Below are 24,085 nucleotides of genomic sequence, written 5' to 3' on the forward strand. Positions count from 1 at the left end.
CGGGCCGGGCAAGCCGGCGACGCGGTACCGGCGCGCCTGAGGCCGTCCGCTTGGTGAGCAGAAGTGGTCGCGTTCTCGATTGCGAACCGACCATTTCTGCTCACGAACGTGCGACGGCTCCGGCGAGCTGCACTACGGGAGATCGGTGGGGCGCGGATTCAGAGGGGTGCCGAGGTCCGGCACTTCCCCTGGCACGCAATGTCCCCACACGATGAGGCTGGCGAAGTCCGTCCCGGACTGGAACTCCACGCCGAACCCGTCCGCAGCAGTCCCACCGTTGTAGCCGTTGGGGTACGACACGACCGTCCGTGGCGGACGAAGGGTGTCGTCGTGCTGCACGGGAACGCCGCCCAACCCCACGTCGGTCTGCAAGGCCTTCGCGACATCTCGAGTCACCTCGTCGGGTGCTGCGGGCAGCGGATGCTTCCGGATGGCGACGAGCGAGAACTGTGCGGCGTCGTCACCGTTCGATGAACAGCCGAGCCAATTCGACTGCGTTCCCGCCTCCCAGCCGTCTTCGCCGACGACCGACTTCACCGCTTCGAAGATGTCCAACACGTTCTTGAGTGATTGCTCGGGGGTCATGGACGAGTCCCTGCTGGAAGGAGCATGGGGACCGGTGTCGGAACATGCGGTCAAGAGGAGCACGCTGAACGCCAGTATCGCGGCCATCGCGGCCAAGCGTCTACGGCGTGTGGTCACCGGTGAGTCCTCTCTGCCGCTCGTTCATTCGTCGACTCATGCTCCTACGGGAGATCGGTCGGTCGAGGGTTCAACGGCGTCCCGAACTTCGGAGCCTTTCCGCTGACGCAATGTCCCGTGATCGACACATCCGCGTAGGAATCGAAGGCCTGGAACTCCACGAGGAAGCCGTCAGCAGCCGCTCCCCTGTTGTAGCCGTTCGGGTACGCGATGACCGGTCGCGGCGGCGTGAGCGTGTCATCGTGCTCCACCCGAGCTCCGCCGTAGCCGATCGTGTCGAGAGCGTCGGCGACACGCTTCGTCAGCTCGTCCGGAGTGGTGGGGAGAGGCAGTTTGCGAGTGGCCGAGTACGTGTACTGAGCCGCATCATGGCCACCGCTTCCGCAGATCAACCAGGCTGGCTGCTCATCGCTCCAGCCGTCCTTCTCGACGACGGACTGAACCGCCGCGAAGATGTTCAGCACGTCTCGGTGGGACTGTGCGACCGTCATGGAAGAGTCCTTCTCAGCAGGTGTGTGCGGACCCGTTCCCGCGCAGCCGCTGATGAGCAGCGCGGCGATCCCGACCACGGTCGTTGTCGGAAGCCAACGACGAGTATCTCGATTCACCGGTCCGTCCTGTCTGCCACTCGAACGTGAACCGACGCCCGCTCCTGCCAGAGATCGGCAGGGCGGGGGTTCAACGGCGTCCCGAGCTTGGGCGGGCCCCCGGGTACGCAGTGCCCGTAGATGATGACGCCGACGAAACCAGGATCGGTCTGGAACTGCAGCCCGTACCCATCGGCAGCGGTCCCGCCGTTGTAGCCGTTCGGATACCCGATGACCGTCCGGCGAGGCGACAGCGTCTCATCGTGCTGGACTCGGATGCCCTTCATGCCCAGCTTCGATTCGAGCGTCTGTGCGACCTGCTTCGTCAGATCCTCCGGCGTGCCAGGGAGCGGCTGGTTCCGGATCGCGGTGAGCATGAATTGCGCGCCCGCTCCGCTCTGCGAGGAGCAGCCGTTCCATTCAGACTCGGTCCCCTCGGCCCAACCGTCCTCTCCGACGACCGACGTGATCGCGGCGAAGATGTCGAGCACATTCTGATGTGACTCCTGCACCGTCATGGATGAGTCCTTGCTCGCTGGGGCGTGAGGTTCCGTGTCGGAGCAGCCGGTGATGAGGATCGCGACGAGTGCGCTGAACGCACCCGCGACCCACCGACTCTTCCGAAGGCTCGCAGCGGTGTATCGCACTACGGCACATCCGTGGGACTCGGGTTCAGCGGGGTTCCGAGCTTCGGCGGCTCGCCGGGGATGCAGTGGCCGGAGATGATCGTCGCCGCGTAGTCAGTGCCGGACTGGAACTGAATTCCGAATCCGTCGTGCGCGGTGCCGCCGTTGTACCCGTTCGGATACCCGATCACGGTCCTCGGTGGCTGCAGAGTCGTGTCGTGCTGGACACGCACATCGTCGTAGCCGGAGGCTTCGAGCGCAGCGGCGACCCGCTTCGTCACCGCATCGGGTGAGTCGCTCAGGGGCAACCGGCGCGCTGCATACAAGCTGAACTGCGAGGTGCCGGACGGTGCCGGGCAGGAATCCCATGACGACTCGAAGTCGTCGTCCCATCCGTCCTCACCCACCACGCCCTTGATCGTGTCGAACACGTCGTTGACGTTCCGATGAGCCTGTTGCGGGGTCATTGTCGAGTCTTTGGTCGCCTCGGCGAACGGGTCCGCGCCCGAACAGCTGGTCACGACGAGAGCCGCAGAGATCGCGATCGCGAGCCCGAAAGCGCCTCGGCCACGATGTTGGATCTCCGACACACGGCGCCGCACGGGGACTGCCCGAGCTTCGTAACGAACGCCGCGTCGGCGTGGGGTGGTGAGCCGCATCACGGGAGGTCGGTAGGTCGAGGATTCAAGGAGCTGCCGAGCTTCGGCACGTTGCCGGGCACGCAGTGTCCGTACACCGAGAGGTCGGCGTATCCGTCGTTGACCCCGAACTGAATACCGAACTTGTCCGGTGCAGTACCTCCGTTGTAGCCGTTCGGGTACCCGATCACCGTGCGTTTTGGTGTCAGCGTCGTTTCGTGCTGCACGCGCGCTCCTTCGTAGCCGATCGCGTCCAGTGCTTGCGCGACCTTCCCCGCGACGTCGTCAGGAGTACCAGGCAATGGAAGCTTGCGCGTCGTTGCGTACGTGTACTGCGCAGCGGCAGTCCCGCCACTGCTGCAGATGTTCCAGCCCGCATCGTCGTCAGCCCAACCATCCGTCCCGACGACGCCCTGGACCGCGGCGACGACCTTGAGAACGTCTTGGTGGGATTCTTCGATGTTCATCGTCGCGTCAACGCTGGCGGGATCGTGCGGGCGGCCCGCACCGCACGACGCGACGAAGGTGGCGACGACGACTGTTCCTGCGAGCGCGGCCAAGCGCCGAGGTCCGCCCATCGGTGATCTGCGCCTGACCACTGCGCCGAGTTGCACTACGGGAGATCGGTGGGGCGCGGATTCAGCTGGGTACCGAGGTCCGGCACTTCCCCGGGTACGCAATGTCCCCACACGAGGAGGCTGGCGAAGTCTGTGCCTGACTGGAACTCCACGCCGAACCCGTCCGCGGCGGTCCCGCCGTTGTAGCCGTTGGGGTAGGACACGACCGTGCGCGGAGGACGCAGCGTGTCGTCATGCTGCACCGGAACACCGTCCAACCCCACGTCTGCCTGCAATGCCTTGGCGACATCTCGGGTCACCTCATCGGGTGCCGAGGGCAACGGATGCTTCCGGATGGCCGTGAGCGTGAACTGAGCACCGTCATCGCCGTTTGACGAACAGTCGTTCCATTCCGACACTGTTCCCTCGTCCCAACCCTCCTCTCCGACCACCGACTTCACGGCTCGGAAGATGCTCATCACGTTCTCGTGGGACTGTTCGGGGGTCATCGAGGAGTCCTTACTGGCAGGAGCATGCGGACCAGTGTCGGAGCATGCGGTCAATAGGAGCACTGCGGAGGTGGCGATCGCGCCCATCAGTGTCAAGCGCCTACAGCGTGGGGTCACCGGTGAGTCCTGTCTGCCAGTGGTACATGAACCAATTGTCCTTCGTCTGCTGCCGCATTCGATCGAATGGGGCACCGTCTTCGGGAATCTGATCACCCAGACCCATCGTCGCCTTCGCGGTGTTGTACTGCGCGGTCGTGTTGTTGTCGAAGTACGAGTACTGCCCTTGATCGTTCCCATCGCGGCCGTCGTACGGGCCGTGATGGGTGACGCCGTGGAGCGTGTCAGCACCGGACCCTTGCGTCTCCGAGCTGAAATCATGGGCTCCCCACGTCGGGTCCGTGGGATCCTGCCGGCCTGACAGGTTCTGCCCGGTGATCGCCCATCCGTCTTTCGCTCCCTGGCTCGCGAACACTTCACCTTTCGACACCTGCAGCGCGTCGGCGTTCGGCGCGACGTCCGTGACGCCGGCGGACCCGAGGAGCACGACGTGGTCAGCGTGGGTCTCCGTCAGCGCTATGGTCGCCACGTTCGTGCCGTACGAGTGCGCGACGACAGACAAGTCCGCGTCGTTCCCGGAGGCTGCACGGACCGCATCGAAGCCGTTCAAGTCGGCGGCGAGGGCGTCAGCACCCGTGTGGGCTCGACCGTTCGCCACGACTGATGCGAACGACAGGTCATCTGCCATGGGCCCGTGGTAGCCGATCCACGAGACCACCGCGACGTCGGCGGGCAGTGCATTGCTCACCGCGGCCTGGCGGCTGCGCAAGCCGCTGGCGATCGCCGCATAGTTACTCACGGTGCCGTCCTGGTAGGTCGCCGTGTTCATTCCGGGCACGATGTAGGTCACATGCGTCGCCTTGTCCATGTCGCCCGAGACGATCTGAGCCAACGGGGGCCGATCATCGACGAGCGAGATGAGCGAGACAGGCTTCTTCTTCGACGCTGTCTGGATGTTCTGGTACCCGTCGCGCTGCCGCTGCCAGGTCTGGAGCTGTGCTCTCGCAGCAGCCGCAGCCGCGGGGCTCGAAGCGCTCTTCAACTGCTTCTCCCAGTACGACGTCTTCTGCTTCGCTTCGGACAGCTTGTCCGCGAGCACGCTCGAGTTCGCACGCGCCCTCGCCCAGTAGGCGACGCCGTTCAGGTTCCCGAGCGCCGCCGGGATCGCCGCGACGAACGCATCCTGCTCAGCGGAGTGCGCACCGTCCGGACCGGACATCGCCGTCCACCACGCCGCCACGTCCTTCGCGTCCATGCGCGCCAAGCGTGCAGCAATCGTCGGATCGTCCTGCAACGCGGCGATCGACTCCTTGTCGAGCGAGCCGAGCCACGTGAGGAATTGCCCGTCACTCATCTTCGCCACGGCAGCAGCGGACTGCAGCTTGCCGACGACCTCCGGTGCTTCCAGAGCCGAGGCAACCTGTCGATCGGCAGCGTCGCGCCGCGCCACCAACTCGTCCCACTGCGCCGACAACCGTCCCTGCAGCCCGGCGAGACTCGCCGCTCCGTTCTGCAACTGCTGGAGTTTCGCCGCGTCCGACTCAACCGCGTCCGCGCTCTGCGCCGTCGCAGTGGCCCCGCGGATCGCGCTGGCGTTCGCCGCAACGTCATCGGCCGCGGCCTGCTGAGCGGTCTGCACGCGGTGTGCCTCGTCCTGGATCCGCTGAACCTCGCTCGCGTACGTGTCCAAGGCCGACGCGGCCTCGTCGAGTCGCGCCGCGATGCGCTGCGCACTCGCCGGCACCGTCGCCGCCACCGAGACGAACCGCTCCTGCGCCTTCCCGGTCCAACCCGACTGCGCCGACGCAGCAGCGTCCACCACGTGTCGAGCCCCCGCACGGACCGCGTCGGCGTGCTGCGTGTGCAAGCGCGCAAGCCGACGGATCCCGTCCGGGTCACCCGCTGTCGGATCGGCGGTCATCGCAGCCTCGCCGCCAGACCCGCGTCCGCCTGCTCCATCTCCGAAGCAGCGTCCTGCACGAACTGACTCAGCGTGTCCGCGTCATCACCGAGCGAGCGGACCATCGCGTCCTGCGCCCGTGCCGACGACGCGAACGCCGACGCCACGACGTCGGACCCGAAACACCCGCCGTCTGCCCCGGACAGCGCACGCTCGGAACCGAACTCCGCCGCCGCGTTCTTCGCCTTCGACGCCACCGAGTGCATCGCCGACGCATCGACCGTCAAGTCCCCCAACGTTGCCCCCTTCACGCATCAACGCCCAGCCAGCATAGCCTGATATGTCAGTCGTGCAACCAGCCACCGCCGCGCCGAAGAAACACGAAAGTACCTTGCAGCACTGGCGACTGTCGGTGCAATGCGCTTTCATGGAGCGCATGATCATCGCCGACCGCATCGACCGCGCCGACGCGTTCGCCCTCGTCCGGACCCAGTCCGCGAGCATGCCGACGAGCATGCGCGCCATCGCCGACGCCGTCCTCGACGACCCCGGCGCCGCGGCCACCACGAGCGCCGCCGAGCTCGCGGCCCGCGCCGGGGCCTCCCCCGCAACTGTTTCGCGCTTCGCCCAACACCTCGGGTTCTCGAACTTCGCCGCACTGCAGCGCAGCATGACCCGTGCCGTCGAGCGGGGCATCCACGAACGACGCGAGACCGAGATCCACGCGGGCGTCAGCGTCGACGACGACGTCGCCACCGTGATCGCGAAGGTCACCGAGGACGTCCGGGCCGTGATGAGCGACACCCGTGCCACGCTCGACCCGATCGCACTCGAAGCCGCCGCGGTCCGCATCAGCGAGGCCCGACGGGTCGTCCCGTACGGCGTCGGCGCGAGCGGCATCGTCGCCCGCGACCTGCACCTGAAACTCGAACGCATCGGCATCGCAAGCTCGATCGCGGACGATCCGCACAACGCCCTGACCCTCGCGAGCGTCCTCGGCCCGAAGGACGTCCTCGTGATCACGAGCCACTCCGGCACCACGGTCGAGGCGCTCGAGGTCGCCACCGAGGCCAAGATGCACGAGGCCACCGTCGTCGCGATCACCGGCCACGCCACCTCGCCGCTGACCCACCACGCCGACCACGTGCTGCTCGGCGTCGCCGGTGCCGAGAGCGACCTGCGCCCCGCCGCGATGGGCAGCCGGATGAGCCAGCTCGCCATCGTCGACGCCCTGTTCATCGTCGTCGCCCAGCGCACCGACGACCGCTCCCGCACGCTCCTCGCACGCAGCCGCCGCGCGGTCCGCACGCACCACCGTCCCTGAATCGAGCACCATGCACCACCACGACCTGCGCGACGAGCTGCGGCACCTCGCGACCGAGGCAACCGACTCGTCCCTTGACGACATCGACCTCGTCTCCACCCTCGAAGCTGCCCAACGCATGAACGCGCTCGACCGCAGCGTGCCCGCGGCACTCGAGCCGTGCCTCCCGGCCATCGCCCTCGCCGCCGACTCGATCGCCGCAGCCTTCCGACGCGGCGGCCGCCTGATCTACGTCGGCGCCGGCACACCGGGCCGGCTCGGCGTCCTCGACGCCAGCGAGTGCCCACCCACCTTCGGCACCGATCCCTCGCAGGTCGTCGGCGTCATCGCCGGCGGCGACGTCGCCCTCACAACCGCCGTCGAGGGCGCCGAGGACGACGAAGCAGCCGCCGTCCGCGACCTCGACGCGCTCGGCCTGTCGGCCGACGACGTGGTCGTCGGGATCAGCGCGTCCGGCAGGACGCCCTACGTCATCGCGGCCGTCCTGGAGGCGCGGCGCAGGTCCGCCCTGTCCGTCTCCGTCGCGTGCAATCCCGACTCGGCCGCGGGGCGGGAGGCCGACATCGCCATCGACGTCGTCGTCGGTCCCGAGTTCATCGCCGGATCCACCCGTCTGAAGGCGGGGACCGCGCAGAAGCTCGTCCTCAACATGCTCACCACGCTGGCGATGGTGCGCAGCAACAAGACGTACGGCAACCGCATGGTCGACGTGCGGGCGACGAACGAGAAGCTCGTCGCCCGGTCGTTCTCGCTCGTGCAGGACGTGACCGGAGCTGCTTCCGCTGACGTCGCCGCCGCTCTCGATGCCGCCGGCGGCGAGGTCAAGACGGCCATCGCGATGATCCTCACCGGGTCGTCGGCGTCCGTCGTCCGTTCTCGGCTCGCTGCTGCTGACGGTTCCTTGCGCGCCATTCTTTCCTGATCTCTCTCGTTCGTCCTTCCTTCCCCGAGGAGCACCATCAATGACCGTTGCACAGCAACTCGCACAACAGATCCTCGACACCGTCGGTGGGTCCTCGAACATCGCCGACGTCGAGAACTGCATGACCCGGTTGCGGGTCGAGGTGGCTTCTCCTTCCTCTGTTGATCTGCCCGCTCTCCAGGCCACCGAGGGCGTCATGGCCGCCATCGCGGCCGGCTCGAACCTGCAGATCGTGCTCGGGCCGGGGTTGGTCGACCGCGTGGCTGATTCGCTCGAGTCGTTGCGTGCTGCTCCTGTTCCGGGTGCGTCCTCGGCTTCGGTGTCGCCCGAGGAGCTGGCGGCGCGGGGCGCGTCGATCAAGGCATCCGCCCGTGCCCGTTCCGACGGCCGCACCATGCGCGCCATCCGTCGCGTCGCCGCCATCTTCATCCCGCTCATCCCCGCGCTGATCGCCTGCGGGCTCATCGCCGGGATCAACGGGATCCTGACGAACCTCGGGTGGCTGCCCGGGGTGACGCCGTTCCTCGGCGTGCTGTCCAGCGGGTTCCTGTCGCTGCTCGCTGTGTTCGTCGGGATGAACGCTGCGAAGGAGTTCGGCGGGACGCCCGTCCTCGGTGGTGCGGTCGGCGGCATCATCGTCGCGGCCGGTGTCGCGAACGTGACCGTGTTCGGCGAGACCCTCGCTCCCGGGCAGGGCGGTGTGCTCGGAGCACTGGCCGGCGGCATCCTCGCGGCCTACGTCGAGCGCTTCATGCGGAAGGTCACCCCGGACGTCATCGCGCTCATCGTCGTGCCGACCGTCACCGTCCTCGTCGCCGGCTCCGTGACGCTCGGCATCCTGATGTCCGTCGCCGGTGTCGTCTCGATCGCGATCGGTACTGCTGCGACCTGGCTGCTCGCGAACGGTGGGGCGTTCGCCGGGTTCATCCTCGGCGGGCTCTTCCTGCCGCTCGTCATGACCGGCATGCACCAGGGGCTCATCCCGATCCACGCCACGCTGATCGAGCAGACCGGGTGGACCGTGCTGCTGCCCGTGCTGGCGATGGGCGGTGCCGGGCAGATCGGTGCGTGCATCGCGCTGTGGGTACGGTTCCGGTCGAACGCCTCGCTCGTGCGGACGATCCGTGGGGCGCTGCCGGCAGGGTTCCTCGGGGTCGGTGAGCCGCTGATCTACGGTGTGACGCTCCCCCTCGGGCGGCCGTTCATCACCGCGTGCATCGGTGGGGCGTTCGGTGGCGGGGTCGTCGGGCTGTTCGACCAGCTCGGGCACTCCGTCGGGGCGATCGCCATCGGGGCGTCAGACCTGTCGCTCATCCCGCTGTTGAACGGATCCTCTGGCTACGGTTGGGCGTTGCTCGGGTACGGGTCGGGGCTCGTGGTGGCGTACGTTGTGGGATTCGTGGCGACGTCGTTGTTCGGGGTGTCAGCGTCGGTGCGGGCCGACCTCGAGGCGCAGTCGTCAGTGCCGTCCGGCGAACGGGTTGCTCCGGATGCGCCCCTCGACGTGCCGGTCTCGCCGGTCGGAGCGACCGCGGCCGACTCGCGCTGATCGCCCGTTCCTCCACATCGCGATCCACCGCGTATCCGTTCACAGAACATAGCTGGGATCCTCGCCCGAGCGGTCGTCAGGCGAGGATCGGAGCATGGAGACCTGGGAAGCAGACGACGCCCGTCGGCGGCACGTGGGCCGCCTCGGTCGGCGAGACACAGCGCCCGAACTCGCCCTGCGTCGGGAGCTGCACCGCCGAGGGCGACGGTTCTTCGTCGACCGGCCCATGAGCAGTCGGTGCCACGTTCGGCCCGACCTCGTGTTCCCACGTGCACGGATCGCTGTCTTCGTCGACGGGTGCTTCTGGCACTTCTGCGAGGAGCACGCCCACTTACCGAAGGCGAACGCCGAGCTGTGGCGTCGGAAGTTGCTCGCCAATCGTCAGCGGGACGCACAGAATCAGGCGATCTTGGTGTCGGAAGGCTGGCGGGTGTTCCGGTTCTGGGAGCACGAACGTCCCGAGGATGCAGCCGCCTCCATCGAGCACGCCCTGGATCAATGGAGTGCAATCGCTCGTGCCGCGCCGAGCTTCTCAGGCAGGATGGAACGCGTGATCGAGGTCGTGGCCGGCGTACTCACTCGGCCTGACGGTCGCGTACTCACATGTCGAAGGGCACCTAATCGACCAGCGGCGGGCCAATGGGAGTTCCCCGGCGGGAAGGTCGAGCCGGGAGAGCTCGCTGCGGAAGCCCTGCGACGCGAGCTCCACGAAGACCTCGGTCTTGACGTCGTCGTTGGCGAACCGATCGACCGCTCCCTCACCCGTGTCGGCAACGTTGACATCGACCTCGCCACCTTCAGAGTCGCCTGGGCCGCGGACGGACTGACGTCGAGCACGGACCACGACGAGTTGCGCTGGGTCCTCCCCGCCGAACTCGACTCGCTCGGTTGGGCCAAGTCAGATCTGCCCACAGTGAGGATCCTGAGCAGAGCCGCGATTACGGCCTGTCCTCCCGAAAGTCACCGCTCGAGATCGGCCACCACACGGTGATCCCGATCGAGGTGCCCAGCTCCAACATTGAGGGTTGGGGCTCGGAAGGCAGGAGGACAGCCGGGGTCACCGCCAGACCGTGACGCCTCGCGACCGCCGCGTAGTCGAGCGCCTGCCCGATCGCGGTTCGGACGTACGCCCGCGCGGTCGACCTCTTCGCCTCGACGACCTGGCCGATCGTCAGGACCTAGAGATCCCCCGCGCGCGGCCTATTGAAGCGCGGCCTCACCGACTGGAAGGACGTCGTCCTGCTCACCCGCGACGCGTTCCACGAGCGACCGCTCGTAGGCTACGACGCGGTCATCCTCGACGAGGCTCAGGACCTGTCCTGCGTGATGGTGTCGTTGCTGCACTCGCTCGTCGGGAATCGATCGGACGGGCTGACGCTGATCGGCGACGGACAGCAGACGATGTACCGGGGCGGCTACACACTCGGCGAGGTCGGGATTTACCTCGAGGGACGCGGTGTCGTGCTCGACGTGAACCACCGGAACACGGCAGAGATCCTCGACTTCGCGAAGCAGATGGTCGCAGCGGACCCGTTCACAGACATCGGAGGCGTGGACGGCACTGGCGACGCCGTATCCGCCGTCACGCCAAACGAGCCCGCGGCCGTCGTCCACTGCGCTGCCGGACGCGCCGACCACGATGCTCGCTCGTGTGAACGAGGTGCTGCTACTCGTCGGAACCTCGCGCGGTGACGTCACGATCCTGACCGTGACGAACCGGCAGGCGGACGACGTCATGACCGTGCTCCGCCCAGCGGGCGTGCGCTTCGTGTCGCTCAGGACTACGACGGAAAGCCGGTCGACGCGGTCAAGGTCGGCACCGTCAAGCGGTCGAAGGGGCACGAGTTCAAGCAGGTGCTGCTCGCGCACGTTCGGGGGCGGTTGCTCGCCGATGCACGTGCATCGATGAGTGAAGCCGAGCGGGAGCGGCGGGAGCTCGAGCGCCGGAAGTTGTACGTGGGGATGACGCGGGCGCGGTACGGGCTATGGGTCGGCGTCTGCCGCTGAACGCCCGCCGGCTCACACCCCCCACTCTCCGTTTTTGGAGCTGAGGCCGAAGAAGCGATCGAAGAAGGCGTCGAGCAGTCGAATCACACGCTGCTTCTTCTCACCGTGGCCGCCGTCTGCAGAGAACCGTGACACCGGCGGCAATACCTTGGTGATCGCGGTACCGCTGGTGCGAATCTGTCCGTCGCGGAAGGCTGCGTCGATGAAGACGCGAGTCTCGTCGGGTCGCAGCTGCTCGTCGATGATGATCGTCTCGAGCTCGGCCTCGCGCCTGGCGGCGATGAAGGACCGCCATTCCTTGTCGATCTCGCCGTCCACGGAGAGCGAGTCGACGAAGTCCTCGATGAGGTCCTTCTTGTTGCGCAGAGTCGGGCTGGCGTCGACGGCACGAGTGATCTTCGCACGGATCTCCTTGTCGTCGCCATCCCCGCGCTCGTCGCGGTACTTCTGCACGAGCATGAGGATGTAGTCGACGTTGATCTCGACCTGCTTGATCAGCTCGATCTCGAAGACGACGTCGTCGTTGATCTGCTCCTTGTCGGCGCCCTTCTCTTTGCGGAACTCGGCATAGAGGTCAAGGTAGACGCTGCGGTAGTCCTGGCCCTGACGATCGGTGAGCAAGGCAGAGCCGTCGAACTCGTCAAAGGAAGTGAGTATGTTCTGTAGGCGCAGGATCGTGCCGAAGAGCTGGATGAACTGCTTCTGCGCGGCCTCGCCGATGATCTGATCGCCCAGCGGGAAGGCGTTCAGCAGCTCGGTGACCTTGTCGGCGTAGTCGTTGTAGTACTCGACGTAAGGCTTGAGCAGCACGACGCCGCGGGCGTCCTTGTTACCGAAGAGGGCGATGGCGTCGTTGGTCTCGTCCTCGAGGTCGCGGAAACTGACGATGTTGCCGTAGGTCTTGACGGAGTTCAGGATGCGGTTCGTGCGCGAGTATGCCTGGATGAGGCCGTGGGCGCGGAGGTGCTTGTCGACGAAGAGCGTGTTCATCGTCGTGGCGTCGAAGCCGGTGAGGAACATGTTCACGACGATGACGAGATCGATCTCGCGGGACTTGAGCCTGAGCGAAAGGTCCTTGTAGTAGTTCTGGAACCGGTCGGCCGTGGTGTCGAAGGACGTACCGTAGAGCTCGTTGTAGTCCTGGATCGCGTCGTCGAGGAAGGACCGAGCGTCCATGGTTAGCGAGCCGGTATCGAAGCCTTCCTCGTCGAGGGCACCGTCCTCGACGGCCTCGTTCGCGCCGTAGGAGTAGATCAGGCCGATCTTGAGGCGCTGGTCTGACGGCAAGCCCTCCTGCTGCAGCTGAAAGTGGTTGTAGTAGGTACGCGCCGCACCGATCGAGGCGGTCGCGAATAGGGCGTTGAAACCCCGCACCCGTCGTTCGCCCAGCGTGTAGTGGTCGGCGCGCTTCGTCTTCTGATCGAAGTGCTCGCGCGTGTACCGGACGATGTCAGAGATGCGCCGAGGATCGAGCAGCACACCCTCCTTGTCGATCGCGGAGACTTGGCTGTCGTCGGGGCTGCCGACCTTGATGGTGTTGACGTAGTCGATGCGGAACGGCAACACGTTCTTGTCAGTGATGGCGTCGACGATCGTGTACGTGTGCAGCTTTTCGCCGAACGCTTGCTCGGTGGTCTTCAGCTGCGGGTTGCCGCCATGGCCGGAGTTCGACGCGAAGATCGGCGTGCCGGTGAAGCCAAAAAGGTTGTAGCGCTTGAACGCCTTCGTGATCGCAGTGTGCATGTCGCCGAACTGCGACCGGTGGCACTCGTCGAAGATGATCACGACGTGGCCGTCATAGATCTCGTGGTCCTTGTTCGCGCCGATGAACGTCGAGAGCTTCTGGATCGTCGTGATGATGATCCGTGCGTTCGGGTCTTCGAGCTGCTTCTTCAACACCGCCGTCGAGGTGTTCGAGTTCGCGGCGCCCTTCTCGAAGCGGTCGTACTCGCGCATCGTCTGGTAGTCGAGGTCCTTGCGATCCACAACGAAGAGCACCTTGCCGACGCTTGGCAGCTTCCGGGCGAGCTGCGCAGCCTTGAATGAGGTCAGGGTCTTACCGGAACCGGTGGTGTGCCACACGTATCCGCCCGCGGCGACGCTGCCGAGGGTCTTGGAATTCGTCGCGACGTCGATGCGCTGCAGGATCCTCTCGGTCGCGACGATCTGGTATGGGCGCATCACGAGCAGCATGCGGTCCGCCGTCAGCACGCAGTACTTCGTCAGGATGTTCAGCAAGGAATGCCTCGCGAAGAACGTCTTCGCGAACGCCGACAGGTCAGCGATCGGCTTGTTCTGCGCGTCGGCCCACCACGAGGTGAACTCGAACGAGTTCGACGTCTTGCGCACCCGCTTCGAGCCGGCCGCCTCATTGAGGTGCTGGCGCCGGGTGGTGTTAGAGTAGTACTTCGTCAGCGTCCCGTTGCTGATCACGAACAGTTGCACATACTCAAAGAGACCAGAGCCCGCCCAGAAGCTGTCGCGCTGGTAGCGATCGATTTGATTGAAGGCTTCGCGAATGTCGACGCCGCGACGTTTAAGTTCAATGTGCACCATCGGCAGGCCGTTCACGAGGACGGTGACGTCGTAACGGTTCGAGCGGGCAGAGCCACCTTCGCCGACGCCGACCTCGTATTGGTTGATGACCTGCAGTCGGTTGTTGTGAATGTTCTGCTTGTCAATCAACGTGACGTTCTTGATCGAACCGTCGTCGCGATTCAGGAGCTGGACGGCATCCTCGTTGATGCGCACCGTCTTGTCGACGATGCCATCGTTCGCGCCTGCGATCCGCTCAGAGAAGAACCGCTTCCACTCCGCGTCAGAGAAAGTAGTCGAGTTCAACGCCTCAAGCTGCGAGCGCAAGTTCGCGATCAGCTGCGCCTCTGATGTGATCGGCAGATACTCGTACGCCTGCGACTGCAGTAGGTAAACAAGCTCTCGCTCGAGATCTGCCTCGGATTGATACGAAGAAGACGCCGTAGCGTCGGGAATATACTCAGCAACGACCGTACTCTCCGACGAGACGGTAATCGGGTCATACTTTCGTGGGGTATCGCTCATGCCGAGGCCGCCCATCTGAACGCTTTCAGAAACTCTTGGAATTCGTTCTCAAAGGCAGCTTTATATTCTTCAGCCACATCTGACGAATCAATATCGGCGAAACGGTCATGACTATACAGGTTAAGGACCTTCGTCATCAAGGCCGCATCTCGACCGACTAGCAAGTTACCCCAACCACCTGTGTGACCCAAGAAGTTGGCAGTCTTCTCAAGCAGTGCTCGAAACTGATTGAAGTGAGCTCGTTCAACGGTATTCGACGCGATTGCCCCTTGAATGTCCTCGATGATTTTCAAGTGATAGCTGAAAGGTGAGTCCTTAGACTGCGTGGCAAGTGTCCACCCGCCGACCGGCCCTCGCGCGAGAACGTACGCCCGGTCACTCCTCCGCCGGAGCGAGTTGAACAGGACATTGAAGAAGAGAGCGTGATGAGTAGTAACAACAAACTTCAAGTCGATTTCGGATGCTCGCTTGATAAGCTCCGACAGCGCAATCGCCACCGATATGATTCTCACATCATCCATAGATGACACGGGATCGTCTATCACCGCAAGCGCTAGCCGGTCGTAGTCAGCCGTAGAACGCAAATCCGCACTATCACGAAGTGTCTCGATCGCCTCACTCAGAACGGAGTAATAGACACTCCAGACAAATATACTCTCTTCAGCCCGGGAGATCTTGATTCCGTCCGCCGAGCTGTCATCACCAGTATGTATGCCGAAATTAATCTCTCCACTCTCAAAATCAATCTTCGGTTCGATCTTGCCACTGGTGAAAGATCGGAAGTTATCGATGATCGTGCTATCAAGACCTTGGGTCGCGATAGTATCTAGCAGCTCCGACGCCGGGTTCATCTTGAGCACGACTTGCTCGTTGTCCCAGGTGAACACGTCCTCAACAAAAGAGTTGTACAGGACAACGCCCTCTGGGTCACGTTCCTTGAGGTGCTGAGCTAAACGAGTCTTACCAATTGTGTTTGGAGCGTAAATCAGAGCACTACGCGAACCAGAAAGGCCCTGCAACACTTCATCGGCCAGGCTCGCAACCGTCTCATGACGGCGCGTCATCTAGTCGGCCTCCTCAAAGGTCAGTAGTTTGTCAAGATAATACTCATACTGACGACGACGCGCGTTGAGCTCGGCAGGAAGACCGATACTGGAGTCATTCACAAGCGCGTCGAAGCGGTCCAAAAGCGCAACAACTCGCTCTTGCACTTCACGAGACGGCAGAGGGATCTCCACTGACCGCACGATCTCAGCATTCAGGTTCTGAACAGTGCCAGAGCCTGCACGGCGCTTGAACTCCTCCTGCACCGGAGCCGAGCGAAGCAGGTAGTAAAGGTAGTCGGAAACATAGGAATCGTTGAACCCGCCGATCGCGAGCCAGCCGTCATGGATGTACCCCTCGATCTTTGAGATGTAGGGACGCCCGAAGCTCATTGAGTTGGAAAGCACGAAGTCGCCGGGCATCACTCGCCGCGACTTTGCAGCACCATCGGAGGTAACGCGCTGTTCGGTTCGTGTAATGTATTTTCCGTTTGCTGGAACATCGCCGATCTTGATCCAAGGTGCACCGCCCGGATCGTCCGTCAGGAATTGCTGGATCGGGCGCGGTGAAGCGCCACGACTGATCGTTGCTACGCTGCCGAACCTCACTCGAGGAACATCCTGATCAACCGTCAGTAGCTTACCCGCGTAGTAGTCATACTGTGTGCGGCGGGCTTCCAACTCCGCTTCCAACTCCGCAACCAGCTCCGCGAAGTGGTCCAATACTTGCACGATCTCTCGCTGCACATCGAGAGGCGGCACGGGAACAGGCAACGCGTCTGTGTCTCGAACTCCAAGCTGAGGCAGCTTGACGGATGTCGCTCGCGCCAATCCTTGGAGCTTGCTCACCTGAGTGAGCAAGTAGTAGTAAACGAACTTCTGATCTACGTCGATCTGATCTATTGTGTACGACCACAGCTCGGCTTTGTGTGTGAAGGGTTGCTCATAGTAGGTGAAACCGATATGCCCACGAGACTTCACGATGATGCTTGGTGAGCGAACTACGTCCTTTTCGGGCACTGCGCCCTCCGCAACGTCCGCGACCGTATTGCCAGCTGCGAATACACGAATCGGCCCTCCGCCGCCAATGGTCTTCATCTTTGCAGCAGTCATCGCCGTTCCCTTGTTCCGTGACCCCAGAGAGCCAAGCGGCCGGCGGGAAACTCCGTCGGGGCACAATTCTTTGATCAGCTCTTCAACCCGACTCACGCCGTGCCCTCCAAGTCAGCAACGATCTCGTCGATCGAGGTGCGCAGCTCGGCCTGGCGGGCGACAATGCGGGCGATCTTTGCGTTGAGTTCGATGATGTCGACAACCTCACGAGTGTCTTCGGCGTCGACGTAGGACGACACCGCGATATTATAGTCATTCGCGGCAATGTCCTCGTTAGAGACGAGCATCGCGAAGTGGTCAACGGCCGCGCGGTCCTCGAATGCGCTGAGGATAGTCCGCTGGTTGTCGGGCGTGAGCTTGTTCTTGTTGCCGCTGCGCTTAAATTCGGTCGACGCGTTGAGGAAGAGCACCGAGTTATCGGTCTTCGACTTCTTGAGCACGATGATGCAGGTCGCGATCGTGGTGCCGAAGAACAGGTCTGGTGGCAGCTGGATCACAGCGTCGACGTAGTTGTTGTCGATGAGGTACTTGCGGATCTTCGCCTCGGCTCCCCCGCGGTACAGCACGCCAGGGAATTCGACGATCGCAGCAGTGCCGTTTACTGCGAGCCACGACAGGATGTGCATTGTGAACGCGAGGTCGGCCTTCGACTTCGGAGCCAGCACACCGGCCGGTGCGAATCGAGAATCATTGATGAGGAGGGCGTCGGCGTCGCCGGGCCACTTGATCGAGTACGGCGGATTGGAGACGATCGCCTCGAACGGCTCGTCGTCCCAGTGGGCTGGTTCGAGGAGCGTGTCCCCGTGCGCGATGCTGAATTGCTCGTAGTTCAGTTCGTGCAGGAACATGTTTATCCGAGCGAGGTTGTAGGTCGTCAGGTTGATCTCCTGCCCGTAGAACGCGCCGACATTCTCCTTGCCGAGGACCTTGGCGAACATGAGGAGCAGCGACCCAGAGCCCGCCGCCGGGTCGTAGACCTTGTTCACCCTCGTCTTGCCGGCCACCGTGATCTTCGCGAGGAGCTCTGACACCTCCTGTGGCGTGTAGTACTCGCCGCCAGATTTACCTGCCTGCGATGCGTACATCTGCATCAGGTACTCGTACGCATCACCGAATAGGTCGATGGAGTGGTTCTCGAAGTCGCCGAGAGGGAGCTCTCCGATGGCGTCGAGGAGCTTCACGAGCTTCTCGTTGCGCTTGGCCACGGTGTTGCCGAGCTTGTTGCTGTTGACGTCGAGGTCGTCGAAGAGCCCCTTGAGGTCGTCTTCGCTGTCCGTGCCGAGGGCCGAGCCTTCGATGTTCTTGAACACGGTCGCAAGCGTCTCGTTGAGGTCTGGATCCTGCGGCGCGCGCTTACGGACGTTCTGGAACAGCTCTGACGGAAGGATGTAGAAGCCCTTCTCATAGACCGTCTCGTGCCGGCCGTGCTCAGCAGCCTCGTCCAGCAGGTCTGCGTAAGCGAAGTGTGCTTCGCCCGCCTCGCGCTCACCCTTGTCGATGTACGCAGCGAGGTTCTCGGAGATGAAGCGGTAGAACAGCATACCGAGCACGTAGGACTTGAAGTCCCATCCGTCGACGCTCCCCCGAAGGTCGTTCGCGATCCGCCAGATCGTCTTGTGCAGTTCGGCGCGCTGCGCCTCTTTGGTAGTCGGTGCCATCGTGATGTCTCCTACGGCTGGCCGGTCGGTTCGAGGTGGCCTGGGCCGCTTGATCACCGTAGCGGGAGCACAGGACATACCGAGCGCGCGACGCGAGCCACGAAGCGTTTACTCTGTGCCAGGAGCCCAGTTCCGCCCGCGTCGAGTGCCACAAATGTTCGCACCACCTTCGGCCCCTCGACGATGCGCACAGACTCGGCGAAACCGGAACCTGCGGCGTACACGAGCCATCCCTCCTCCAACCCAAACCGCCGACAGAACGCCGCCATCTGGTACAGATCCGCGTTCGGGTACTGCCCGTGCTTCTCGATCTTGTACTTCACGTCGATGCACGCCCGCACCTCCCCGTCGACGAGCCACACGAGGTCCGGCGCGATCTTCACCGTCCCCTCGACGTCGAGCGTCGATTTGTACTGCGACACCAGCACTCCCCCGTACGGCCTGAAAGCCTCACGCAGGGCAGCCGACACGAAGTCCTCGAACACCGACCACATGTCCATTAGGAACCCCGACGCGACGACCGCGCCGGCGCGTTGCTCGACCGACGACCCTGACAACACGAAGGCCACCAAAGCCAACGCCGACGAGTACCGCGCGTTCCGTCGATCCGGCCGGACGACCGGCACCGGCGCCCCGACGGCAATCACCGACACTTAATCGAGCACCCGCACGATCCGCCGCAGCGCCCCGAGCACGTCCGCCGGCACACCCGGCAGTCGCAACAACCGCGTCGCTGCGGTCAGCAGTACCTGGTTCTCGGTGATGTCCTCGACGTAGTCGTCGAACGACACCTCGACCGGCAGCGGCTGCCCGCCCCGCCGCGTCACCTGGTCGCCGATCCGCCACCGGCCACGCACGAGCGGCAGCGCATCCTTGCGCGTGACGTACCCGCGGAGCGGTCCCCCGGCCAACGCCCGCGAGGCCTGACGCACGAACGCGTGCACCAACGCCGGCACCAGGTCATCGTCCTCCTCGAACCCGAAGTCGTCGCCGGTCCAGATCGCACTCCCGGCACGGGCGTACCCGAGCATCGCGAACAGCCGCCGCACCGGAGTCTTCGGCTTCAGCCACACCATGTGCCCGGCGATCCGCACGACGCCGACCTTCCGGACACCACTCACGCGGTGTTCGTCAGCACCGAGCGTGGGCGCGACGGTCGCGATGTTCGCCGAGGCAAGACCGACCGCCACCGCGCGCGGCAGCCGGTGCACCACCGACTGGTCCGCCTCCCGCCGCTCAATCGTCGACGGAAGCACCTTCGGCCCCGTCCGCCGACGCGCGCGTCGTCTGCCGACGCAACGTTGCCGTGCCGTACCGTGCCTCCAGGTCGACGCCTTCGCAGTAGTGGTGCTCCGCCAGGAGCGGCAAGATCTCGTACCGCCACACGTCCTGCAGACCGGTCCCGGCGAGATCGCGCATCAGGAAGGACGGCCCGACCTTCGCATCGTGGTCTTGGATCTGCGCGTTGAGTCGCGTCAGCAGGTCGGCGCAGCCATGCGGATCAGCTTCGCACCGAGCGCAATCCTTCTTCTGAAGCGGCGATCTCGAGCAGGCTGACCGCCGGGATCTCCTCCGCAGGCAGGTTCATGAAGCTGGCGATCAATTCCCCGAAGTCGGCCGCGGATCGGCGCACTGCACCCGCCTTCGCCCAGGCGGGAAAGCGGAGGGTCACGTCCGCATCCTTGGTGATGATCTCGGCGACGGGTGGCCGCTCCGGAGCGTCCGAACGTCGGACGTACCGGATGTTCGCGAGGCTCAACTCGGAGTCGATCGCACCAACCCGTCGCAACGAGTCCTGCTTGGTCAGGAGCAGGCGTCGGTCGGTAACTGCAACCCAACCGTCGCTCAGACGAGGAAGAGTGATCCGGTCGAACGAGACGTCAGCCAGTGCGAGGACCTGCTCCCCCGGCTGGAGGCGGAACGGGAGGATCCGAACGAGCTCCTCCGGAACGTCGTCCTCGAACACCAGCAAGGACGGAAGCTTAAGAGGCTCTAGGTCAGGGGCCGTCTCGATGCCGCGGATGTGCCCGAGGGCATTCTGCAGCTCACGCACCATGAGGTGCGACTCCTTCGCCGCTCGTGCGGTACCCCCGATCTTGAACGTCCGCCTGCCCGGCAGTTCGGCGATGATCGCGAATTCACGAGCAAGTTGGTCCAGCAGCTCGTCCGTCTGCGCAAGCGACTGCTCATGCAGATAGCGGGCGTCAGTCACCAAGCCGTCGAGCAGCTTGGCGTCTGCCTCGTTCGTCTTCGCACTCCGCAACAGGTGGCCGGCGCGGAGAGACTGGTAGACGAACCAAGATGTCTGCGAAAGCAGCAGCGCCTGGACATCGGCGATGATCGCCTGTCCGTTGTCGGCGAGGTACTGCTGGCGGTCCTTGTGCCCGATCTTCTTCTTGAGCTCGTCGGCGTATCGCTGAACTGCATGCTTGTTCCCATCCCACTGCGAAGTGAGTTCACCCTGGTAGCCGCGCACCTCAGCGAAGACCGCGTCGGTTACTTCCCCGATCCGTCGGGCATGCCGCAGCTCGCGGATGAGGGTCTCGTAGTGGCCGGTCACCGCGGACCACTGGCCCTGGCGCACGACCTGCAGCACCTTCGAGCTCAGCTCCAGATTGTGCTGGGCGACGGCAGCGATCTGGTTCAGCTGGAACTGGATGACCATCAACGTGATCGCGGGCCCCATCGAGGCGAGGACCGAGGCAGTCGTCGCCGCAGTGGCGGGGAGCCAGCGGACTGACGCTGTGAATGAACCGCCGCCGCTCGCGAGGGTCCCGAGGTTCCAGCCGTCCTTCACGATCGGTGTCGCCGTCTTGAGCGCCTCGAGCGTCTGAGGTGCAAGGCGCACAAGTCCCTGAGCCTGCATCGCTGCATTGATGCCCTGCGCGCCGACGCTTCCAAGGCCGACGGCGTTCCCGACGGCCGTCGAGACTGCGCGCAGCGTGGGCTCGTCGATGAACGAGAACGGAACGACCTCGAGTCCATCCGGGACATCGGTGCCGAAGAAGATGGCGAGACCGTCCTCGAACTCGACCAGCGCCGACGAGGGTGCCTCGCCGTTCTGAGGCTCGTCCTCGTGCAGTTCGTCGTGGAGCTCATCGCTCATCGGTGTCTCCTTCAGCGTTCTGTGTGTTGGGGTTGAGCTGGTCGACAAACCACCGCAGCGCATCAACGACCTGCTCGCGGGCAGCGGTCGCGTTGAGCACGTCGATCGGGAACGACGGCCGTTTGTCGATCCTGGTGGCGGCGAGGTCGATCCCCGGCACGGCGTTGAGCCGGCTACGGAACTCTTGCCGCAGGGCGAGGTCATCGAACGGCGGGCGGACTCGTAGGTGCTGGAACACCACCTCGACGCTTCCGGAGATCGGGTAGATCGCGAAGGGCCAGTGCGACGGCCCCTCCTCGGAACGACGCGGTGCCGTCATGAACGCGCTGCTCTCCCGGTTCGACCCGAACTCGACGGTGCCGCCGAGCTCCTTCCACGCGGCGAAGAGCTCGGAGACGGCGTGGAAGGTCGTCGGCGGGTTCGCGCTCGACAACTGCCCCATGAACATGCCGTCTGACACCGCATCCGTGCCGTTGACTCCGTCGGTGACGAGACCCACCCGCTCGGCGAGCGCCGCGGTCGAGAGCCGGGCAGTTTCGTCAGCAGCGCCGTTGGTCCAGAATCGCAGCCCTTCTTCTTCCAGCACCGCCCGAGGATCACGCTCATCGGACGGATCCGGCCAACGGAACCCAGGCGAGATTGTGCCGCCGCCCTGCAGCACCCGGTGTGCCCCGATGACCTCGTGGCTCGCTAGATGGACGCCGAGCGGGACAGGGTGCGTGCCGACGAGAGCAGCGACGTCACCGTACGACGACCAGTGGCCGGCGGGGATGGCCATGATCGCCTGGTGCACGAGCGACCAGTCGCGTCCAGTGTCGGACGACTGCAGCCGTTCGTTCGGCCCAGCCCATTGCTCGACGATCCGTTCAGCGAACCATTCACCACGAGCAAGGATCTCCGCGCGTCCCCACGTCGAAGCTTCAAGGACAAGCCGATTCAGGCCGCTGAAGCTGCTCTTCCGGAAATCCTCCTGCTTCGAGGGGAAGGGCCGGTTGCTGAGCTCGGAGTTGTAGCCGGTCAGCGTCAGGTTCCCCAGGGAGTGCACGAGCTGCTCGTGCACCAGGTCGACGGTCTCGTCGTCTGCGAGGTCAACGTCGAGCGCAGCACGCCATTCCGGGGTCAGCGTCTGCGGCAAGATGTGCTCGATCGTCGACTTCTCGACGTCAACGGGTTCCTTCGCGTTGAGTTCCTCCTGCACCCACTTCAGGATCAGCTTCTGCTGGGTCCGCAGACCACGCAGGTAGAACGGCTGGGTGCGGACCGCGTCGCGGATCTGGTCGTCGGTCGAGAAGTACTTTCGCCCGGTCGAAAAGTAGTCGACGAGAACATGGTCGACCGGTCGATCATCAAGGACGCCGCACGCCTGCAGGATGGTGCGGTTGAGGCCCTGGCCTGAGCGCCCACCGATGGTCCGGCGAACGATGTAGGACTCGACGGCTGCGAGCGCGCCCGCGACCTGTTCCGTGCTGCTGGTGCCGGCGGCGCGCCGTGCGAGGAGCCGAAGGGTGAGCGGAACGGTGGTCGTCGATCCCCACTCCGCCAGGTGCTGCAGGTGCTTGCGAACACCGGGGTCAGGCTCGCGGGAAGGCTCCCGGATGACCTCGAGCTGCTCGGACAAGCGGCTAAAGCGTTCGATCTCCGTGAGGATCTGCTCGTCGTTCATCTTGGCAAGCCGCGCCTGCTGGTAGCTGTAGATGTCGCCCTGCTTGAGCAGCGGTTCGTCTGCGACGGCGTCGAGCCAGAAGATCAGCTCGAGGTCGTTGACGCTGAGCCGGCGCTGCATCGGGAGCCACCACGACGTGTACACCGACTCCCCACGGGACCCGAGTCGCATGAACAGGTAGTTGCGGACGAGGTCACCCTGCGTCAGTCGGAGACCCGTGTTGTTGAGCGACTCGAAGATTCGGTAGACGTTGTCTTCGTCGCGAGCGGTGATGGCCACGAAGCTCAGACCGCCGAGGACGGCCTCGCGGATCCGTTCGATGTCGTGGGGGGTCGTCCGGGTCGTCGGCGAGTTCGAGTTCGCGGCGGAAGAACGAGTAGGCGTCGCCCACCCCGGACGTGGAATCGGCGCCGACTGCACCATCGACCACAGCACGGAAAGGATCGCGATCCGCCTGGGTGGGCAAGAGCTTCAGGCGGGCGTCGCCGGGCTTGAAGCGGTCGGCGATGTACTGCTCGTGGATGCTCTCGGCCAGCATCGGCTCACTGGTCTGGTGCACACGGAGGTAGTCGCGGAGCGCGCAGAGCAGGATCGACAATGTTGTCAGTCGCTGCTGGCCATCGACGACGAGGAACTCCATGCCGGTCGGCACGATCGCACCGGTCGAGAGCACGAGCGAGCCCATGAAGTGCGTCGCACTCGGGTTGGTCCGCCGCGTCTCAGCGAGGTCGAGGATGTCGCTCCACAGACGCTTCCGCTGCCGCATCTCCCACGCGTAGGGCCGCTGGTAGAGGGGCACCAGGTACTGCTTGGGTCCGCCCAGCAGTTCCTGCAGGGTGGTTTCACGTACGTCCATGTGTCGTCCTCCGTCATCGAGATCCTAGGGACAGAACCGAGCGCTTCTCGACACTGGCCGTCGCTGACCCCCACTCATCACCGCACTTCGGCGGAAAACCGCAACCAGGTGCTGTTGATGTGTAACGTATCAATGATGCGGAAGCCTCCTCCCCGAACACCCCAGAACAGGTGCTCCCGAGTCAGCCCAGCATCCACGAGGAAGGTTC

General features: G+C 64.4%; 21 protein-coding genes and 2 pseudogenes. 6 read left to right on the top strand and 17 right to left on the bottom strand.

The features are described from left to right. Positions 1–132 precede the first annotated feature (132 nt). From ACNQOV_RS10655 to ACNQOV_RS10690, 8 genes are all read right to left on the bottom strand, one after another. Positions 133–585, bottom strand: a complete 453-nt coding sequence (locus ACNQOV_RS10655; protein ID WP_416394471.1) for a hypothetical protein — start codon at positions 583–585, stop codon at positions 133–135. 161 nt (positions 586–746) lie between these two features. Then, positions 747–1,193: a hypothetical protein gene (locus tag ACNQOV_RS10660; RefSeq protein ID WP_416394472.1), complete on the bottom strand. Its 447-nt coding sequence runs from the start codon at positions 1,191–1,193 to the stop codon at positions 747–749. Positions 1,194–1,306: 113 nt separating this feature from the next. Then, on the bottom strand, positions 1,307–1,807 hold the full coding sequence (locus tag ACNQOV_RS10665; RefSeq protein WP_416394473.1) for a hypothetical protein: 501 nt from the start codon (positions 1,805–1,807) through the stop codon (positions 1,307–1,309). Between the two features lie 128 nt (positions 1,808–1,935). Further along, a complete protein-coding gene (locus ACNQOV_RS10670) occupies positions 1,936–2,577 on the bottom strand; it encodes a hypothetical protein (protein WP_416394474.1) in 642 nt (213 codons plus the stop codon). Continuing rightward, positions 2,574–3,113, bottom strand: coding sequence for a hypothetical protein (locus ACNQOV_RS10675; RefSeq protein WP_416394475.1), 540 nt, complete (start codon positions 3,111–3,113; stop codon positions 2,574–2,576). Before ACNQOV_RS10675 ends, ACNQOV_RS10670 begins: the two co-directional genes overlap by 4 nt. Before the next feature lie 53 nt (positions 3,114–3,166). Then, positions 3,167–3,619: a hypothetical protein gene (locus ACNQOV_RS10680; RefSeq protein WP_416394476.1), complete on the bottom strand. Its 453-nt coding sequence runs from the start codon at positions 3,617–3,619 to the stop codon at positions 3,167–3,169. 100 nt (positions 3,620–3,719) lie between these two features. Beyond that, complete coding sequence (locus ACNQOV_RS10685) at positions 3,720–5,597, bottom strand: alpha/beta hydrolase (RefSeq protein WP_416394477.1); 1,878 nt, start codon at positions 5,595–5,597, stop codon at positions 3,720–3,722. Next, entirely contained in the window at positions 5,594–5,872 is a 279-nt protein-coding gene (locus ACNQOV_RS10690) for a hypothetical protein (protein ID WP_416394478.1), read from the bottom strand. Before ACNQOV_RS10690 ends, ACNQOV_RS10685 begins: the two co-directional genes overlap by 4 nt. Positions 5,873–6,012: 140 nt before the next feature. Here ACNQOV_RS10690 and ACNQOV_RS10695 point away from each other — a divergent pair, with 140 nt between their 5' ends. From ACNQOV_RS10695 to ACNQOV_RS10720, 6 genes and pseudogenes are all read left to right on the top strand, one after another. Continuing rightward, the gene (locus ACNQOV_RS10695; RefSeq protein ID WP_416394479.1) at positions 6,013–6,900 is read left to right on the top strand and encodes a MurR/RpiR family transcriptional regulator; all 888 of its coding nucleotides are present in this window, start codon (positions 6,013–6,015) and stop codon (positions 6,898–6,900) included. 10 nt (positions 6,901–6,910) lie between these two features. Next, positions 6,911–7,822 (top strand): N-acetylmuramic acid 6-phosphate etherase, encoded by a 912-nt coding sequence (gene murQ, locus ACNQOV_RS10700; RefSeq protein ID WP_416394480.1) that lies wholly within the window; start codon positions 6,911–6,913, stop codon positions 7,820–7,822. A gap of 40 nt (positions 7,823–7,862) precedes the next feature. Then, the gene (locus ACNQOV_RS10705; protein ID WP_416394481.1) at positions 7,863–9,371 is read left to right on the top strand and encodes a PTS transporter subunit EIIC; all 1,509 of its coding nucleotides are present in this window, start codon (positions 7,863–7,865) and stop codon (positions 9,369–9,371) included. Between the two features lie 94 nt (positions 9,372–9,465). Beyond that, the gene (vsr, locus tag ACNQOV_RS10710) at positions 9,466–10,362 is read left to right on the top strand and encodes a DNA mismatch endonuclease Vsr (RefSeq protein ID WP_416394482.1); all 897 of its coding nucleotides are present in this window, start codon (positions 9,466–9,468) and stop codon (positions 10,360–10,362) included. A 212-nt stretch (positions 10,363–10,574) separates the two neighbouring features. Further along, positions 10,575–11,063, top strand: a complete 489-nt coding sequence (locus ACNQOV_RS10715; RefSeq protein ID WP_416394483.1) for an AAA family ATPase — start codon at positions 10,575–10,577, stop codon at positions 11,061–11,063. A 117-nt stretch (positions 11,064–11,180) separates the two neighbouring features. Further along, positions 11,181–11,378, top strand: a pseudogene (locus tag ACNQOV_RS10720) (3'-5' exonuclease); the annotation flags it as partial. Between the two features lie 12 nt (positions 11,379–11,390). Here ACNQOV_RS10720 and ACNQOV_RS10725 read toward each other — a convergent pair. From ACNQOV_RS10725 to ACNQOV_RS10765, 9 genes and pseudogenes are all read right to left on the bottom strand, one after another. Continuing rightward, positions 11,391–14,438, bottom strand: a complete 3,048-nt coding sequence (locus ACNQOV_RS10725; protein ID WP_416394510.1) for a type I restriction endonuclease subunit R — start codon at positions 14,436–14,438, stop codon at positions 11,391–11,393. Next, entirely contained in the window at positions 14,435–15,502 is a 1,068-nt protein-coding gene (locus ACNQOV_RS10730) for a hypothetical protein (RefSeq protein WP_416394484.1), read from the bottom strand. Before ACNQOV_RS10730 ends, ACNQOV_RS10725 begins: the two co-directional genes overlap by 4 nt. After that, on the bottom strand, positions 15,503–16,690 hold the full coding sequence (locus ACNQOV_RS10735; RefSeq protein ID WP_416394485.1) for a restriction endonuclease subunit S: 1,188 nt from the start codon (positions 16,688–16,690) through the stop codon (positions 15,503–15,505). It lies immediately after the preceding gene. Beyond that, positions 16,687–18,252 carry a type I restriction-modification system subunit M gene (locus ACNQOV_RS10740; RefSeq protein ID WP_416394486.1) on the bottom strand — a complete coding sequence of 522 codons (1,566 nt, stop codon included), beginning with the start codon at positions 18,250–18,252 and terminating at the stop codon, positions 16,687–16,689. Before ACNQOV_RS10740 ends, ACNQOV_RS10735 begins: the two co-directional genes overlap by 4 nt. Positions 18,253–18,305: 53 nt before the next feature. Further along, a pseudogene (locus ACNQOV_RS10745) lies at positions 18,306–19,508 on the bottom strand (McrC family protein). After that, positions 19,489–19,671 (bottom strand): hypothetical protein, encoded by a 183-nt coding sequence (locus ACNQOV_RS10750; RefSeq protein ID WP_416394487.1) that lies wholly within the window; start codon positions 19,669–19,671, stop codon positions 19,489–19,491. Before ACNQOV_RS10750 ends, ACNQOV_RS10745 begins: the two are co-directional and overlap by 20 nt. Positions 19,672–19,753: 82 nt before the next feature. Beyond that, positions 19,754–21,358 (bottom strand): hypothetical protein, encoded by a 1,605-nt coding sequence (locus ACNQOV_RS10755; protein WP_416394488.1) that lies wholly within the window; start codon positions 21,356–21,358, stop codon positions 19,754–19,756. After that, complete coding sequence (locus ACNQOV_RS10760) at positions 21,348–23,300, bottom strand: GmrSD restriction endonuclease domain-containing protein (RefSeq protein WP_416394489.1); 1,953 nt, start codon at positions 23,298–23,300, stop codon at positions 21,348–21,350. Before ACNQOV_RS10760 ends, ACNQOV_RS10755 begins: the two co-directional genes overlap by 11 nt. Further along, positions 23,215–23,877, bottom strand: a complete 663-nt coding sequence (locus ACNQOV_RS10765; RefSeq protein WP_416394490.1) for a DUF262 domain-containing protein — start codon at positions 23,875–23,877, stop codon at positions 23,215–23,217. The genes ACNQOV_RS10760 and ACNQOV_RS10765 overlap by 86 nt, the downstream gene beginning before the upstream one ends. Positions 23,878–24,085 lie beyond the last annotated feature (208 nt).

The sequence above is a fragment of the Curtobacterium sp. LFS084 genome, from assembly GCF_047977705.1.
Classification (GTDB): domain Bacteria; phylum Actinomycetota; class Actinomycetes; order Actinomycetales; family Microbacteriaceae; genus Curtobacterium.

Bases quoted from the DNA above. Each gene is read 5' to 3' on its own strand.
- ACNQOV_RS10655 (WP_416394471.1), bottom strand. From the start codon at position 585: ATGACCCCCGAGCAATCACTCAAGAACGTGTTGGACATCTTCGAAGCG.
- ACNQOV_RS10660 (WP_416394472.1), bottom strand. From the start codon at position 1,193: ATGACGGTCGCACAGTCCCACCGAGACGTGCTGAACATCTTCGCGGCG.
- ACNQOV_RS10665 (WP_416394473.1), bottom strand. From the start codon at position 1,807: ATGACGGTGCAGGAGTCACATCAGAATGTGCTCGACATCTTCGCCGCG.
- ACNQOV_RS10680 (WP_416394476.1), bottom strand. From the start codon at position 3,619: ATGACCCCCGAACAGTCCCACGAGAACGTGATGAGCATCTTCCGAGCC.
- ACNQOV_RS10685 (WP_416394477.1), bottom strand. From the start codon at position 5,597: ATGACCGCCGATCCGACAGCGGGTGACCCGGACGGGATCCGTCGGCTT.
- ACNQOV_RS10695 (WP_416394479.1), top strand. From the start codon at position 6,013: ATGATCATCGCCGACCGCATCGACCGCGCCGACGCGTTCGCCCTCGTC.
- murQ (WP_416394480.1), top strand. From the start codon at position 6,911: ATGCACCACCACGACCTGCGCGACGAGCTGCGGCACCTCGCGACCGAG.
- ACNQOV_RS10705 (WP_416394481.1), top strand. From the start codon at position 7,863: ATGACCGTTGCACAGCAACTCGCACAACAGATCCTCGACACCGTCGGT.
- vsr (WP_416394482.1), top strand. From the start codon at position 9,466: ATGGAGACCTGGGAAGCAGACGACGCCCGTCGGCGGCACGTGGGCCGC.
- ACNQOV_RS10725 (WP_416394510.1), bottom strand. From the start codon at position 14,438: ATGAGCGATACCCCACGAAAGTATGACCCGATTACCGTCTCGTCGGAG.
- ACNQOV_RS10730 (WP_416394484.1), bottom strand. From the start codon at position 15,502: ATGACGCGCCGTCATGAGACGGTTGCGAGCCTGGCCGATGAAGTGTTG.
- ACNQOV_RS10740 (WP_416394486.1), bottom strand. From the start codon at position 18,252: ATGGCACCGACTACCAAAGAGGCGCAGCGCGCCGAACTGCACAAGACG.
- ACNQOV_RS10750 (WP_416394487.1), bottom strand. From the start codon at position 19,671: ATGCGCGATCTCGCCGGGACCGGTCTGCAGGACGTGTGGCGGTACGAG.
- ACNQOV_RS10755 (WP_416394488.1), bottom strand. From the start codon at position 21,358: ATGAGCGATGAGCTCCACGACGAACTGCACGAGGACGAGCCTCAGAAC.
- ACNQOV_RS10765 (WP_416394490.1), bottom strand. From the start codon at position 23,877: ATGGACGTACGTGAAACCACCCTGCAGGAACTGCTGGGCGGACCCAAG.